Source organism: Shewanella sp. SW24 (assembly GCF_025653395.1).
In the GTDB taxonomy this organism is placed as follows: domain Bacteria; phylum Pseudomonadota; class Gammaproteobacteria; order Enterobacterales; family Shewanellaceae; genus Shewanella; species Shewanella oncorhynchi.
The window spans coordinates 376,998-393,281 of the sequence record NZ_JAKKSH010000002.1 but is presented as its reverse complement, the minus strand read 5'-3'; the positions used below and the strand labels follow the sequence as shown (position 1 = coordinate 393,281).

General features: G+C 46.5%; 12 protein-coding genes. 6 read left to right on the top strand and 6 right to left on the bottom strand.

Going from position 1 to position 16,284, the window contains the following annotated elements; genetic code table 11:
* Window positions 1–180: 180 nt before the first annotated feature.
* The 5 genes from L5M17_RS03440 to L5M17_RS03420 form a co-directional block, all read right to left on the bottom strand.
* Entirely contained in the window at window positions 181–888 is a 708-nt protein-coding gene (locus tag L5M17_RS03440) for a TatD family nuclease-associated radical SAM protein (protein ID WP_105250090.1), read from the bottom strand.
* Window positions 889–1,116: 228 nt separating this feature from the next.
* Window positions 1,117–4,308: an efflux RND transporter permease subunit gene (locus tag L5M17_RS03435; protein WP_028761618.1), complete on the bottom strand. Its 3,192-nt coding sequence runs from the start codon at window positions 4,306–4,308 to the stop codon at window positions 1,117–1,119.
* Window positions 4,308–5,519, bottom strand: coding sequence for an efflux RND transporter periplasmic adaptor subunit (locus L5M17_RS03430; protein WP_173246592.1), 1,212 nt, complete (start codon window positions 5,517–5,519; stop codon window positions 4,308–4,310). The genes L5M17_RS03435 and L5M17_RS03430 overlap by 1 nt, the downstream gene beginning before the upstream one ends.
* 362 nt (window positions 5,520–5,881) lie before the next feature.
* Window positions 5,882–7,141: an ATP-dependent RNA helicase SrmB gene (gene srmB, locus L5M17_RS03425; protein ID WP_105250089.1), complete on the bottom strand. Its 1,260-nt coding sequence runs from the start codon at window positions 7,139–7,141 to the stop codon at window positions 5,882–5,884.
* A 236-nt stretch (window positions 7,142–7,377) separates the two neighbouring features.
* Entirely contained in the window at window positions 7,378–8,094 is a 717-nt protein-coding gene (locus L5M17_RS03420) for a tRNA1(Val) (adenine(37)-N6)-methyltransferase (RefSeq protein ID WP_173246586.1), read from the bottom strand.
* 528 nt (window positions 8,095–8,622) lie between these two features.
* On the opposite strand from L5M17_RS03420, the gene brnQ reads away from it, so the two are divergent.
* The 6 genes from brnQ to L5M17_RS03390 all read left to right on the top strand — a co-directional run bounded on the left by brnQ (window position 8,623) and on the right by L5M17_RS03390 (window position 14,571).
* The gene (gene brnQ / locus L5M17_RS03415; protein ID WP_263145221.1) at window positions 8,623–10,035 is read left to right on the top strand and encodes a branched-chain amino acid transport system II carrier protein; all 1,413 of its coding nucleotides are present in this window, start codon (window positions 8,623–8,625) and stop codon (window positions 10,033–10,035) included.
* Between the two features lie 120 nt (window positions 10,036–10,155).
* Window positions 10,156–11,058 (top strand): site-specific tyrosine recombinase XerD, encoded by a 903-nt coding sequence (gene xerD / locus L5M17_RS03410; protein ID WP_173497326.1) that lies wholly within the window; start codon window positions 10,156–10,158, stop codon window positions 11,056–11,058.
* A gap of 140 nt (window positions 11,059–11,198) precedes the next feature.
* On the top strand, window positions 11,199–11,924 hold the full coding sequence (gene dsbC / locus L5M17_RS03405) for a bifunctional protein-disulfide isomerase/oxidoreductase DsbC (protein WP_105250085.1): 726 nt from the start codon (window positions 11,199–11,201) through the stop codon (window positions 11,922–11,924).
* 94 nt (window positions 11,925–12,018) lie between these two features.
* Window positions 12,019–13,743: a single-stranded-DNA-specific exonuclease RecJ gene (recJ, locus tag L5M17_RS03400; protein WP_263145219.1), complete on the top strand. Its 1,725-nt coding sequence runs from the start codon at window positions 12,019–12,021 to the stop codon at window positions 13,741–13,743.
* A 23-nt stretch (window positions 13,744–13,766) separates the two neighbouring features.
* Window positions 13,767–14,096, top strand: coding sequence for a hypothetical protein (locus L5M17_RS03395; protein ID WP_105250083.1), 330 nt, complete (start codon window positions 13,767–13,769; stop codon window positions 14,094–14,096).
* Between the two features lie 34 nt (window positions 14,097–14,130).
* Complete coding sequence (locus tag L5M17_RS03390; RefSeq protein ID WP_105250082.1) at window positions 14,131–14,571, top strand: GNAT family N-acetyltransferase; 441 nt, start codon at window positions 14,131–14,133, stop codon at window positions 14,569–14,571.
* 66 nt (window positions 14,572–14,637) lie between these two features.
* Here L5M17_RS03390 and ahpF read toward each other — a convergent pair whose 3' ends face one another.
* Window positions 14,638–16,209 carry an alkyl hydroperoxide reductase subunit F gene (ahpF, locus tag L5M17_RS03385; RefSeq protein ID WP_263145215.1) on the bottom strand — a complete coding sequence of 524 codons (1,572 nt, stop codon included), beginning with the start codon at window positions 16,207–16,209 and terminating at the stop codon, window positions 14,638–14,640.
* Window positions 16,210–16,284 lie beyond the last annotated feature (75 nt).

Below are 16,284 nucleotides of genomic sequence, written 5' to 3'. Positions count from 1 at the left end.
TGAGTGGGTGAACTGTTAATTTCGCTATGTTAACACGAAAGAATTGTTACGACAGTGCCAAGTTACTCAGCAAGATTCCTTGAGTAAAAGTTAAGACGATTCACACATGTACCACTCACGTAATCGACAGTGTTATCTGCTGGGGTATTTCAGTCGATTTTGGCTGTATTAGAATGCCGTTTAGCCTAAGGCGCCTAATATGCGATGCTTGAATTCGCAGCCGTAGGACTCAACTTGTTCACGACAGATGTCGATATCAACACCCGCTAATCCTTCGATGGCTGAAACTTGTACCGTTTCAATATAGTGTGGCGCTAATGCGATGAAGGCATGTACGGCGGCATAAGAACCGGCGAGTTTGGGGCGACAATGTTCCATATAGGCGGCTTCATTATCCGCATTGAGGGAAATGGATAAACTATCAACGCAGTTGGCTAGTTCCGGCAAAATATTGCGCCTATGGACTAAATTACCTAAACCATCGGTATTAATACGTACCCGTCCGCCTCTTTGTTTAATTTCTTTCGCCACCGCCAGCAAGGTTGGAAGATTTAAGGTCGGTTCGCCATAGCCACAAAACACATATTCTTCGAAGTCTTTAACATCGCCAAGCAGTGGAATAATTTCTTCGGGCTTAGGTTGGTGACACAGTGCCAGTTGATATTCGTGGATCTGTTTACTGCCATTATGTTTTGGACAAAACGCGCAGCGCAGGGTGCAGCGACCTGTAATATTAAGGTAGCGACTGCGACGAATATCATAGACAAGCGTTTCAGTCGCACAGGTTTCATTTGTGCAAACTTCATCTGTTATGTGACCGTTCGCTAGGGTTTCTGTGGTGACAACTTGTGGTTTATCAATATTTTGCTTGTGCAGATGCTCAGACATAATGATGGGTTTCATTCTAACGATAGCTGACGACTTAAACACAGTGTAGCGAAAGCCTGATGCGATAACTGTCAACTAGATCGCAACTTGAAAGCTCAAGCCACTCGCGGCAGACTGAAAATGACATAGATGATTGAGAGGTTATTGACTCGCACTGAGGATTAAAAAGAGAGCCTAAGCTCTCTTTTTAAGGTTCAAGACATTGATTAACTGCTTCTAGTTAACTTCCTATAGATAGTCTTTTTTATAGTCAGTGGGGACCGGCGGCTCTAAATGCTCAGGTGTAAAGTCCACTTCATGGTCTTTTTTAGGCTGCCACCACCAATGGAAGAAGCGGCTGCTAGTGCGCTTAACGTCGTCGAGTATGATGTACAGCAAGGGTACTAAAATTAGCGTCACAACGGTCGAGAACAGGATACCGAAGGCGAGGGATGTCGCCATAGGGATCACTATTTGCGCCTGCAAACTACGTTCGAGAATAATAGGCACTAAGCCGACGAAGGTGGTGAGTGACGTCAGGATGATCGCCCTAAAACGATAACAGCCTGAATCGACCGCCGCCTGCCTGACCGATTGCCCTTGCTCCCGCGCACGGTTCACAAAGTCCACCAAAATCAAGGAGTCGTTCACCACCACTCCCGCTAATGCCACTATGCCGCAGAGACTTAACACGCTCATCGCGAGTCCCTGAATTAAGTGACCAAACAGGGCGCCGATAATCCCGAAGGGGATCACAGACATGATGATTAACGGCTGACTGTAGGATTTAAGTGGCACGGCCATCAAAGCATAAATGGTGAACAGCGCAAAGAAGAAGCCTTGCATCAAACCGACCATGGCATTCTGTTCATCCAAACTGCCACCGTCCAGTGCAGTTTGGATTTTAGGGTACTTGGCCTGCAATTGTGGCAGGTAATCTTTTTGGATTTCTTGCACTACTTTTGAAGGTTCAACGATGTTTTTGTTGGCATTTGCCGTGATGGTGATCGCTCGCTTACCGTCAACACGGGTAATTGAGGCGTAGGATTCACCTTTTTCAATTTGTGCCACAGTCGAGAAGGGAACCGAAGTGCCCGTTGGCGTGCGGATCAGCATATTTTCCAGATAACCCACAGTACGGCGCTGCTCTAATGGATAGCGCACCATTACCTTGATTTCTTCTTTATTACGTAAAATCCGTTGGGCTTCGTAACCGTAGAAACCATAACGTACTTGGCGGGCTAAATCGGAAAGGGTCAGGCCAAGGGCTTCTGCTTCTGGGCGTATCTTGAGGCGAATTTCATGGCTGCCCGATGAAAAGTTGTCGGCAATATCGTACACGCCTTCATAGCTGGCGAGTTTTTGCTTCAACTCTTTAGAGGCTGCGGACAGCTCATCGAGGTCACTCGAGGTCAGTCTGAAGGAAATATCGCCACCAGCATCGTTTGTGCTCGCGTTAAAGCTGAGTTTTTTAACCGACAAAAGCTCGGGCAATTGTTCACGCCACGCGGCAGCAATCGTCACGCCATCGACTTCCCGGTCTTCACCTTTCGTCAGTTCTGCAAAAATGAAGGCTGAGGTACGGGAGCTCATATTGATAAAGCTGTGCTTCACCACTTGATAACCGTTATCTTTCTCCATTTTTTCGTTCATCTTGTACAGGGCTTCTTCTATGCTCTGTACCACTTTTAAGGTGTTACCTTCGGAGCTGCCTTCATCCATTTCAAGTTCAACTTGAATAAAGTCTGAGGGAATGTCTGGGAAAAATACCCAGCGCACTTTGCCACTGGCGACTAAGGCAATCGACAGAATCAATACACCGATAAAGGCCGCGACCACGTTGTATCTGTGTTTGATACAGCGCTCGAGGAAGTTGCGATAGCTGTGGTGAATAAAGTATTGCACTCTGTCGTTAAAATTGGCTTTTAGGTGGCCAAAGAATCCCTTTGGTGCGCCAGGTTTTTTAAACTTCATGTGCGCTAAATGCGCTGGCAGAATGAACTTAGACTCTACCAATGAGAAGGCTAAACAGAGGATGACCACCATACCGATGGATTTCCAGATAATCCCCATAGGGCCAGAAACCATTAACATGGGAATAAATGCCGCAATTGTAGTTAAGACCCCGAAGGTCGCGGGCATCGCCACTTTTTGCGCGCCGCGGATCACGTTCTCAACCGAGTGACCGTGGCGTTCGACCTCTGTGTAGGCACTCTCGCCGATGACAATGGCATCATCCACCACTATTCCGAGCACCAAGATAAAAGCGAATAGGGTCAACATGTTGATCGTCATGGAGAAAGGTTCGAGCGGCATGACCAACATAGTGCCGAGGAAACAAACAGGTATTCCCATCATGACCCAAAATGCTAACTTCAGATCGAGGAACATGGCTAAGATGATAAACACCAACAAGGCACCGTAAAACATGTTTGACATCATCATGTCTAAGCGGCCCTGGAGATAGTGGGTCATATCACCCCAAGTATCGAGTTGAGCGTTAGCTGGCAGTGTGGCGCGGCGCTGCTCGACGTACTGTTTAACTTGGTCTGCAATGTCTAAGGCGTTTTGATCATCAATGCTGGTGACTTCAATAATCGCAGCGGGCTTGCCGTTAAAGCGGGTATATTCCAAACGTTCTTCAAAATCATCTTTGATGGTCGCCACTTGTGGCAGCATCACGCGGCTACCGTCGGCGCGAGTTGTGACGACTATATTGGCAAAGTCATCGCCCGTGTAGGCTTGGCCTTTGGTGCGCAATAGGATATCGCCATCTTGAGCACGAATAGAGCCACCTGGTAAGTCTAAGGAGGAGTTTTGCACTGCTAATGCGACCTGCGAGAAGGTCAAACCGTATTCTCTTAACTTATTCTCAGAAACTTCAATACCGATTTCATAATCGCGCACCCCTGTGACTTTCGCACGGGTTACAGCGGGGAGTTGGGTTAAATCGTCACGCACCGACTTAGCCAATTCTTTCATATCGTGGAGTGTCATATCGCCATAAACAGACACCCAAATGACGTTATTCTCTGGCTTGATTTGAGAGATATTCGGTTTTTCGATGTTCACTGGGAAGGTTGAAATTGCATCTAACCGCAGTTTGGCTTCATCGAGAATGGTCTGCACTTCGTAACCGTCTTCAACTTCAACGGTAATCGAGCCAACGCCTTCGCTAGCCACAGAAGTCACTTTCTTGATGCCGTTGATATCTTGGATGGCTTCTTCAATCTTGATATTGATGCCTTCTTCGATTTCCTGTGGCGCCGCACCTGGATAGGCGACGGAAATATTTAATAAATTGAGTTCGAAAGAAGGAAAAACTTCTTTATTAATCAAAATACTGCTGAACAGGCCGCCGATGAGCAGAACACACATTAATAAGTTCGCGGCCACACTGTTGCGGGCGAACCAAGCTAAGATCCCTTTTTGAGTGTCCATTATTTGACTCCAGCGGTCGCAAGACTCGATTCAGGAGTATTTTCTTTTGGTGTCTCAGTGGGCAATGCCGCTTCACCTAAGATTTTGACCATTTGCCCATTTGCCATACTGTTAAAGTGGGTCGTAGCGACGCGTTCGCCCGTTTTTAGACTGTCTTTGATGAACACATTTTCTAAATCACTACGAACCACATTTACTTGGCGCATTTCAATGATATTTTTGTCGCTGACTAGGGCGACTTGGTCGTTACGAACCACATGGCGGGGTAATTTAACTATGCCATCGACAGTGCGGCCCTTGATGACTGCATTGACGAAGCTGCCGTATTTAAGTGGTAAGCTACCTGGCACTTTATTCGCGCGCAGATAGGGATCTTTGATTTCTGCGACTAAATACACCATGCGATTTTCGGCATCGATAACACCTTCACTGCGGATAATATTGCCTTCCCAAGTATTTTCTTTGCCCGCCAAAGAGGCGCTAAGCGTGACTTGGGTATCGGGATTATCGACAGACTCTAAATAGGCTAAATCATCATTAGAAATGGGTAAGCGGATTTCGGCAACGCGAGTATCGTAGAGTTCACCTAGATTAGTGCCTAAGCTAACGTATTGACCTAAATCGACATTTCTAACTTTGATTATGCCGTCAAAGGGCGCACGAATAACTGTGCGCTCAAGATTACGTTGGGCGCGCGCCAGTGCTGCTTGTGCATATTTTACGTTAGCTTGTTCTTTTTTGAGTTGCGGGATACGTAGACCTAACTCAGGGGGCAAGCCCTTGTCGTAGCCTTTGAATTCGATTTTAGCGACTTCACCACGGGCTATTTCTTCGTTCAGTGCGGCGGTGGCTTGGGCCAGCGTCGCTTCGGCTTGCATTAAGTCAGCCTCGTAATCTGAGGGCTCGATTTGCGCTAATTGGTCGCCTTTCTTGACTATGCCACCTGCAACAAAATGAGGGGAAATAGTGAGCATTCTGCCTTGAACTTCGGTCACTAGTTGGGTTTTATACTTTGGGGTAACCACGCCGTAGGAAGGTAAGTTTAGCGATACTGTTTGCTGAGTCACTTGCGTGACATCAACGATAGGAATGGGCATCTCTTCAGGTTTTTGTTCTGGCGCCTCCTTCGTTTGCATTAATAAGGCTGCGCCAAATACAAACAGCAGCAGAATAAGAAAAGGAGACAGTCTCCTCAGTAGGGTCTTCATCATATAATGGTTAAATCCATGCTAATCGCGTAATGGGGTTAAAGTAGCAGAGTCGGCCACGCCAATAAATTTATTTTTGTAAATTAAATGTTTCTAAAAGTGATGCCGCGACAGATATGCTCATCATGCATCGATATTTGGGCGAAAATTAGAGCAGAAAGGTGATGAAAGGTTCAGTTAGGTAATTGGAATATATTGAAATAAGAATGAATACGTATTGGGGTTAACGGCTCTAAATCCGCCGCATTTCATTCTATATAATTAAACATAGCAGGATATTTTTAGTAAAATCACCCATGTAAGTTATATTTTGGTAATAAAAAAGCCGCATATAGCGGCTTTAGTTTGGTGAATTTAAGCGGGTGTTACTTTTTCTTACGGGCGATTTTACTCGCTTTCTTTGCCGCTTCTTTCTTGCTCGTTTTCTTCGCAGCTTCTTTCGCTTTCACTTTGGCTTTTTTCTTACCCGGTGTGCGCGCTTCTTTATTCTTTGGACGCAGCTCTTCGATCACGCGGCGTTTCAACGGTTGCTCGATATAACGCTCGATTTTACCAACGATACGCATGTCGTGGGCTTCGGCAAGCGAAATCGCGGTACCTTTTGCGCCAGCGCGGCCAGTACGGCCAATGCGGTGGATATAAGTGTCGGCAGAACGTGGCATATCGAAGTTGATCACATGGGTGATATCGTCGATATCGATACCGCGTGCAGCCACATCGGTCGCCAACAAGACATTGACTTCACCTTTAGTAAAGCGACTTAAGGCTTGGAAGCGTTTCTTCTGTTCCATATCGCCACGCATAAAGGCGCAGGGAATACCGACTTTCAGTAACTGGCCTTCTAGGCTAGAAACGATGTCGCGGGTTTTCACAAATACGATAGTCCGTTTGACATCCTCTTGGCGTAGCAGATGACACAACAGCGCAAATTTATGCTCTTTATCATCGGCTAAGTGGATCCATTGGTGGATCTTGGCTTTTTCACTGCGAGGGGCTTCAACATCGATTTCAATCGGGTCGTTTAACACTTCACGGGCAAAACGTTGTACACCGCCGCCTTCTAAGGTGGCAGAAAACAGCATGTTCTGTTTGCGGCCTTGGGCCTCAATAGCAATGGCTTGCACCACGGAAGAGAAGCCCATGTCTAACATGCGATCGGCTTCGTCGATAATTAAGATATCGACTTCTTGTGCGTTGAAATTGCCTTTGTCTAAATATTCCATCAGGCGGCCTGGGGTCGCGACCAGAATATCGACGTTGCCTGCTAAGGCTTCTTCCTGTGGTCCATAAGGAACGCCACCAGTAACGATAGCAATATCTAAACCTTGGCCCGTGGCTAGGTGACTCGCATAACGGTGGATTTGGCTGGCTAACTCACGGGTTGGCGTGAGGATTAGCACTCTTGCTTGTCCAGCAAAACGACGGGGAAAATCGATCAAATGTTGTAGCGAGGGCAGTAAAAAGCTCGCTGTTTTACCTGTTCCTGTCGGGGCGCGCGCAAGAATATCTCTTTGCTCTAGGGCGTAAGGAATCGTTTCTTGCTGAATCGTAGTGGGTGAATGATGCCCCATGGCATTAAGCGACTCTAATAAGCTAGGGTCAAGCTGGAAATCTTCAAATTGCATGCGCAGCGTCTCGACGGATAATAGCGAAGCATTATAAAGGTTATGGCGGTTAACTTAAATAACTTATCTAGATCTCCTGTGTTTATCTTCTGTGTCAGTAAAGTTTTATGGTAATTGGCATAAGTTAATTACTTTTAGGTCAATGTATTAGCATTTAATTTGTGGGAAATTGGACCTTTCGTTAAATTTGCCAAACTTAGCGAGCTTTACTTAACTTGTCAGGATTGGACTCGATATCAGTATTTAAGGTAAAAATCTTGGATCAATTGCACCATGGTTTGTGTGTATTGGCCAGAACGTTCACGAATAGTGATATCACTGAGCTTTGGAGCCATTTGTGGATGAGTCTTGTGGGCGAGTACGCAGAGTACTCGATTAGCGCTTTTCCCTACAATGCTGATAAGGTTGGTTATTTCAATCAAATTGAGCTGAGAGTGCGTTAATATTTCGTCGAAACGGGCCATACTCTGCATTGGTAATATGAGACTTGCCTTTCCTTGCGGTGCTAGGCACACATGAATGGCATCGAGTAGTGCGGTAAAGCTTAAGCTATCTGTGTGACGGGCCATAGCGCGCTGGGATTGTATCGCTTGCGTGCCTTGCTCAAAATAGGGGGGATTACAAATTATGTGATCAAAATACCCTTGATACTCAGTTTGTTGGCAAAAGTCTTGGATGCTGCAATTAACTAAGGTCAGTCGATTAGCCCAAGGACTATTGTGGAAGTTATGTTGGCAAGCATGGGCGGCATTGGTGTCTAATTCGACACTGGTGATATGTGCTTGACTGCGCTGAGCTGCCATTAAACTGAGTAAGCCGCTGCCTGCGCCTATATCTAAGATTGATTTCGCGGTGGTCAGTTGTGCCCATGCCCCAAGGACGACGCTGTCTGTGCCTACGGCCATGCCGCAATTCATGTCATCGATATGAAATTGTTTAAAAGTGAATGCCATGGGGAGTTAATTTTGCCGTTCTAAAGTGATTTAGGCCCAATATTGGGCGCGCAATATTCTAATTCTAGCCCTTGTTTTTAGCTAATGTTTTTAAACAGTCGCATCTGTCCTAGCTGTATGAATTTGTGTCGCCAAATCATTTCCTATTTTACGTGGTAATACTGATTTCACTTAATTAACGCTTTAATTTATTGCCTTAGAAACCTTTTATTAGCAGTTAATTAGCATTATTTCGTTTTTTTTGCCTGAACGGACTTGTTGTCTTGTATTGATGCTTTAAGTCTGGTATTAGTTTCGCCCCCATTTTTAATCACTTTTAAGATTAACGGATAGGTAAACGAGTTTGTTGGTGAATTAGTCGTCAGTTAGGCTACATAAACGTTCGCCATCGTTTATAAACTCGGCAGATATCGAACATATTTACCACGGAATTGTGTAAACATAGATTTGCACTCCGGATGGGCTTTGTTTTAGCTATGGCTAATCGACACATAATCACTTAAGTTTGTAAAAAAACAATAAGACAAGATGGGGCTTCCAGTGCAAGACAATCAGATGAGTATCGGAGATACATTAGGCTTAGGTTTTATGACCTTTGCGTTCTTTTTAGGTGCGGGAAACCTAATTTTTCCACCATTCGCGGGTATGTTAGCGGGCGAAAATATGCCCCTCGCCATGTTGGGGTTTTTGATTACCGCCGTAGGTTTACCTTTAGTTGGACTGATTGCTGTCGCTAAGGCTCAAGGTAAGGTTATGGCTATGCTGCCAGTATTTGCAGCAACGATATTGGCCGTCGCGATTTACATTATTATCGGCCCTGCTTTTGCTGCGCCGCGTACGGGATTAGTGGCTTACGAGATTGGCGCTAAGCCATTTATCGATGACACTACGGCAACGTTTTTGCTGGGCAGTTTGGAATTAAACCTGACGCAACTGCTATACACATTAGGTTTCTTCGCTGTCACTATGTTGCTGGCGCTTTTCCCTGGTAAGTTGCTCGATAGCGTAGGTAAAGTATTAACGCCTATTTTATTGATTTTGTTGGTCGGATTAGCCGTTTCAGTGCTGTTTTTACCTGCATCCGAAGTGGGCCAAGCTGTGGGGGATTACCAACAGCATCCGCTGACTAAAGGTATTTTGGAAGGCTATAACACTATGGATACGTTAGCATCCTTGATGTTTGGTATGTTGATTATTGATATCCTGCGTAAAAAGGGCATTGACCAACCCAGTGATCAAACTAAGTATCTAATCCGTGCAGCCTTTATTGCCGCCGCTGGTTTAACTTTTGTGTATGTGTCCTTGTTCTTTTTAGGTGCAACCGCTGGCGATATCGCTATCGGCACTAAAAATGGTGGCGAAATATTAACAAATTACGTGACCCGCGAGTTTGGGGAACTAGGCTCAGTCTTGTTGTCATCAGTCGTGACTTTAGCTTGTTTAACCACTGCGGTTGGGCTGGTGAGTGCGTGTTCTGAGTTCTTTAATGAGCTGATGCCTAAACTGTCTTACCGTTTCCTCGTGATCTTTTTAAGCTTGATATGCGCTGTGATTGCGAACGTGGGCCTAAGTCAGTTGATTGCTATTAGTATTCCCGTATTAATGACGATTTATCCTGTGGCTATTGCTCTTGTTGTTGTGACTTTCCTGACCGCTTATTTTGCGAATCCACAGTTTGCACATCGTGCAGTACTGAGCGTGGCACTGTTTTTCGGCATCTTCGATGGTCTTAAAGTGGCTGCGAAAAGTTTGACTGACGCTGATGGTCAAGCCATGAATGGCTTAGCACAGGTTTTTATCCATATAGTGAATGTTATGTCTCCAGTGTTATCTAAGCTGCCACTCTATGAAGAAGGTATGGCTTGGTTATTGCCGACCATTGCGACGATTGCACTGTGTTTAGTATTCGGTCGTGGCCGTGGTCAAACGGCTGCAGCCTAGGCTTTGCATTTTAGTTCTCGTCTTTATGCTTAACTCAGTTAAGCTTATGCAGGCTTAGACATATTTAAATTAATATCAACGGCGTATCATTTGATTACGCCGTTTTTTTATGGAGTATTTGTGCCTAAAACCTATATGCCAGATCCACTTATCGATGCTTTTCTTGATGATCTTTGGTCAAGCAAAGGACTGAGTGATAACACGCTATCGGCCTATCGTACCGATCTACGCCATTTTGATCGTTATCAAGGTCAGCAAGGAGTGACGTTACTCGCGGTTTCTCAGACCGATGTTAGGGCATATCTGGCCTTTAGAGTTGAGCAGAATTTTGCGCGTACCAGTAGCGCTCGGCTGCTCAGCAGCTTACGGCGTTTCTATACTTATCTGGTGCAGACCAAGCAGATTTCAGCCGATCCTATGGCCTTAGTAGAGTCACCTAAGTTAACGCGCCATTTGCCGGATTCTCTGAGTGAGTCGCAGGTTGACCGTTTACTGTCTGAGCCCAATGTGGATGATGCCGTCGAATGCCGTGACAAGGCAATGCTAGAGCTTTTGTATGCAACTGGCCTCAGGGTGAGTGAACTTGTCGGCTTGACCATGGAGCAAATGAGTTTGCGCCAAGGCTTAGTACGTATTGTGGGCAAGGGTGGCAAAGAGCGTCTTGTGCCGCTGGGGGAATTGGCTATTACCGAAGTGGAGGGCTACATGAAATTTGCTCGCCAAGAGTTGCTCGGTAATAAGCAATCCGATGTGGTATTTCCGTCGAAACGCGGTCAGATGATGACGCGGCAAACTTTTTGGCATCGGATTAAACTTTATGCTCTGCGTGCGGGGATTGAAACTGCATTATCACCGCACACTTTACGCCATGCTTTTGCCACTCATTTGCTTAATCACGGTGCCGATCTGCGCGTTGTCCAACTGTTATTAGGTCACAGCGACTTATCGACGACACAGATTTATACCCATGTCGCACGGGCAAGATTGCAGGAATTGCATCAACAGCATCATCCTAGAGGCTAAAAAAGGATTTAGTTACAGCATAAATTTGCTTTCCGCGCGGCTTGTCTGTAACTTTTTGCCCCTATACAGGGTCTATTGAATATCTCGAGTTAGAACGGCCCCAATATCTCGTTGTAGCGACACAATTTATAGGATGTCCCATGAAGTTGACCCCAGCATTATCCTTAGTTTTTGCCCTCCTAGTTGCACCACTTGCCAGCGCTGCCACTGCGACGTCTCCCGATACCGCTGCGATTAAGCAAAAACTCGGTGAGATGTTAGATGTTGAAGTCATTTCTATGCAGGACTCACCAATTGAGGGCTTGTATCAAGCCATGACCAACCGCGGCGTGCTCTATATTAGCCGTGATGGTTCAAAACTATTCCACGGTAGTGTGTATGATATCGATAAGGGCATGAAAAACTTAACCGAAGCCGCATTAGCGGGTCCGCGTTTAGAAATGATGAAGCCGCTTGAAGAGAATATGCTTGTCTATAAAGCGAAAAACGAAAAACACGTGGTCACTGTATTTACCGATGTTAGCTGTGGTTATTGCCGTAAATTGCATAGCCAAATGTCTGACTACAATAAACTTGGTATTACAGTGCGTTACTTAGCCTTCCCGCGCGCGGGTGTGCCGTCAGCTAATGCCGACGAGATGCAAGCTATCTGGTGTGCTAAAGATCCATTAAAAGCTATGACTGATGCTAAAGCGGGCAGCAAAGTTGCCGCGGCAACATGTGATGCTAAAATTGCCGAGCAATATGCTTTAGGCACAACCTTTGGTGTCAATGGTACGCCTGCAATCGTATTAGAAGATGGCAATATGATCCCTGGTTATCAACCGCCTGAAGACTTATTACGCACCTTAGAGGCACGTCAGTAACAGTCTAAAATGTAAAATTTATCCCACGAAAGGTGAGCTTAAGGCTCACCTTTTTGTTATCTTATTGCCACGATTTCATGAGAGTTTGAGTCCCTTGATCCATAAGATAGTCCGTCGCCCAACCGTTGATGATAGCCATTTACCTGCTCATCTTTCGCCGCTATTGAAGCAGCTTTACGCTCGCCGTGGTGCGCTCACCCACGAATGCGAACTTGTCCTTAAGGGTCTATTAAGACCTGAAACCATGAAGGGCCTGCCTGAAGCTGCGGCGCTTATTGCCGATGCCATGCAGGCGAATAAGTCGATTCTGATCGTGGGTGACTTTGACGCAGACGGCGCCACATCGACCAGTGTGTGTATGTTGGCGCTGCGGATGATGGGCGCGGTGAGAGTGGATTATTTGATCCCCAATCGCTTCGATTACGGCTACGGCTTAAGCCCTGAAATTGTTGCAGTTGCGGCTTCCAAACAGGCTGAACTACTCATCACAGTTGATAATGGTATTTCATCAATTGACGGTGTTGCGGCGGCCAAAGCCTTTGGTATGCAAGTGGTGATTACCGACCATCATTTACCCGGCCATGAGTTACCCGCTGCCGATGCGATAGTGAACCCTAACCAACCGGGCTGTCCATTTGCCAGTAAATCGATAGCGGGTGTCGGCGTGGCCTTTTATTTGATGACCGCATTAAGGGCTGAATTACGGACGCGAAACTGGTATCAAACCCATGGTATTTCTGAGCCTAATTTAGGCACATTACTCGATATCGTTGCCCTTGGCACCGTTGCCGATGTGGTGTCACTCGATGCCAATAATCGTATTTTGGTTGAAGCAGGTTTGCAGCGCGTGCGAGCCGGGCGTTGCCGTGTGGGGATTACTGCGTTGCTTGAAGTGGCGAAGCGAAATCCGGCGCGCATTGTCGCATCTGACTTTGGTTTTGCCGTGGGCCCTAGACTGAATGCCGCAGGGCGACTAGATGAAATGGCACTTGGGGTTGAAACCTTACTCTGCGAAGACATGATGTATGCACGGCGCATGGCGGCAGAGCTTGACGGATTGAATCAAGAACGTCGTGAGCTGGAAGTCGGCATGCAGCAGGAAGCCTTAAAAAGCCTAGAGCACTTAAAGCTTAACGAAGCCGAGTTACCTTGGGGGATTGCTTTATTTCAAGAGGATTGGCATCAAGGCGTGATCGGGATTTTGGCCTCGCGCATTAAAGACAAATACCATAGACCCGTGATTGCCTTTGCCGATGCGGGCAATGGTGAAATTAAAGGCTCGGCGCGTTCGATCACAGGCTTGCATATGCGCGACTTATTGGAGTTAGTGAACACTCGCCATCCGGGACTGATTATCAAATTTGGTGGTCATGCAATGGCGGCGGGTTTATCGCTCAAAGCGGGCAGTTTTGCGACATTTGCCAAAGCCTATGATGATGCGGTGCGTGAGCAGCTTAAACCTGAGTTGTTAACGGGTGAGCTTTGGTCCGATGGCGAGCTCACTCCCGCAGAGTTGAATCTTGAAATGGCTCAGTTACTGCGCAATGCGGGGCCTTGGGGACAAGCTTTCGAAGAGCCGTTATTCGATGGTTACTTTACGATAGTGCAACAACGTCTTGTCGGTGAGCGCCACCTTAAGCTCGTACTCGAAACCCAATGCGGCACTGTGATGCTCGATGCCATTGCCTTTAATGTGGATTTGCACACTTGGCCAGATGCGACGATTAATCATGCCCGTATTGTGTATAAACTCGATGTGAATGAGTATCGCGGCAATTTTTCGCTGCAACTTATGATTGAGCAAATCGAAGCTATGTAAGCTTCTGATGACAAGGAGTTAAGTTGAAATCATTATCCGATAAAAAAATTCGCCAGCTACTTAAGCGTTTTGCTTGGATATATGTTATCTGCTTAAGTGTACCGTTTATCTCAACCTTACTCACTACTAAGGCTCAGGGGCAAATGCTGCTTATGGGGATTTGGCCCGCAGCCTCCTTGTTTTACTTTCTCGCTTACCGTTATTTAGCTAAATCCTTTAAGTATGAAATCAATCGCCACTTAGCCTTTAGTTATCATGGCGGTGGCACTTTAGCGGGGGCTTTGTATTCGTTAGCTAAAGTGGTGTTATTAGCGATGGCATTTATGATATTTATGAGTGCCAATAACACCTGAACTGACGTTAACGGAAAATTTCGGAGAAAGGAAAATGCTGCAGGAAACAGGATACAGAGTCAGTACAGATCAAGCTGAAATGAATCTTGAGGTTATCCATGGCTTTATTAGTAATAGCTATTGGGCGCAGGGCATGCCAAAGGCGCTGCTACAAAAAGCGTTAGCCAATAGCCTGTGTTTTGGGGTATTTGATAAGGACAATCAACAAGTGGCTTTTGGCCGCTTAATCACAGATAAAGCCACTTTTGCCTATCTTGCCGATGTGTTTGTACTTGAGTCGCACCGTGGCTTAGGCTTAAGTAAGTTGATGATGACATCAATTATGGAACATCCTGAATTACAAGGTTTAAGACGGATAATGTTAGCCACCCGCGATGCCCATGGACTCTACGCCCAGTTTGGTTTCAACGCGGTCGATACCCCTGAAATGCTCATGCAAATTAGGCCTGCTAAGCCTTATCAATACCTTAGTTAACATCAAAAAAATAGCCAGCATTTGCTGGCTATTTTTGCGTTAGCTTTGATGTCTGTTGACGAAGCCTTAAGCGGCTTTGGTCGCGGCGGTTTCTTCATCGCTGTGGCGAATTAAGTAATCAAATGCGCCCAGTGATGCGGTCGCGCCGCTGCCCATGGCAATGATAATTTGCTTGAAAGGTGAGTTAGTGACATCACCTGCGGCAAAAATACCTGGGACTGAGGTTTGCCCGCGCTCATCGACTATGATCTCGCCCCTTGGGGTTAAATCGATCGTGCCCTTCAACCATTCCGCATTCGGTACTAGCCCAATCTGCACGAAGATACCTGCAAGTGTGACATGGTGACTCTCGCCAGTGGCTCTGTCTGTGTAGTTCAGGCCATTAACCCGAGTACCATCGCCAGTCACTTCAGTGGTCATAGCTTGGGTAATGATTTTAATGTTACCCATAGAAGCCGCTTTACGTTGCAGTACATCGTCAGCGCGCAGGGTTTTATCAAATTCCAGCACGGTCACATGTTCTACTATGTTCGCAAGATCGATAGCCGCTTCGATACCTGAGTTACCGCCGCCGATCACCGCCACACGCTTGCCCTTAAATAACGGGCCATCACAATGCGGGCAGTATGCGACACCTTTGCCGCGGTATTCTTTCTCGCCAGGGACGTTCATTTCACGCCAGCGTGCACCTGTGGCTAACAATACGGTACGGCTACGTAATTTAGCGCCGCTTGCCAGTTCAAGCTCGAACAAGCCATCTGTTGATAACGACACTGCCTTTTGGTTGTCCATGATGTCGACTTCGTAGTCTCGTACATGGGCTTCAAGGTTTGCCACTAGTTTTGGACCTTCGGTCGCTTTGACCGAAATAAAGTTCTCGATACCGACGGTTTCAGCCACTTGTCCGCCAAACTTGTCGGCAACAATACCGGTGCGAAGTCCTTTACGTGCTGCATAAATAGCGGCCGCTGCGCCGGCTGGGCCGCCGCCAACGACTAAGACTTCGAATGGCGCTTTTTCATTAATTTCATCGGCCTTACGGCTTGCTGCATTGGTATCCAGTTTATTGAGGATCTCGCCAATGCTGATACGGCCTGCTGCAAACACTTCGCCATTTAAGTAGACAGAAGGCACCGCCATAATGTTTTTGCTGGTTACTTCTTCTTGGAACAGGGCACCGTCGATCATCACGTTGGTGATATTCGGGTTAATGGCCGCCATCATGTTCAGTGCCTGTACTACGTCTGGGCAGTTTTGGCACGTCAGTGAGACGTAAGTTTCAAAGGCATATTTGCCTGGCAGATTGCGGATCTGCTCAATAATGTCATCGCTGAGTTTGATTGGGTGTCCACCCGTGTGCAGTAATGCCAGCACGAGTGAGGTAAATTCGTGACCCATAGGCAGACCAGCAAAGCTGATTTGCGTATTAAGCTCTGGGTTAATCACTGTCATTGCCGGGGTGCGTTCGCCCTGAACTTCTTTCAGGCTCACCAGAGAAGATAGGCTGACAATGTCTTGCGCTAAGCTTTTTAATTCTTGAGACTTTCTACTCTCATCTGCAGACACGACAAGTTCAACTGGTCTCTTGAGGTTTTGCAGATAGGTTTGCAGTTGATTTTTTAAATTCGCATCTAACATGTGATGACTCCAAAATCGCTTAAAAGGGAGAAGTAAGGGGGCCAGTCTAGGCTCTTGCAGGGGCGGGCTTAATCC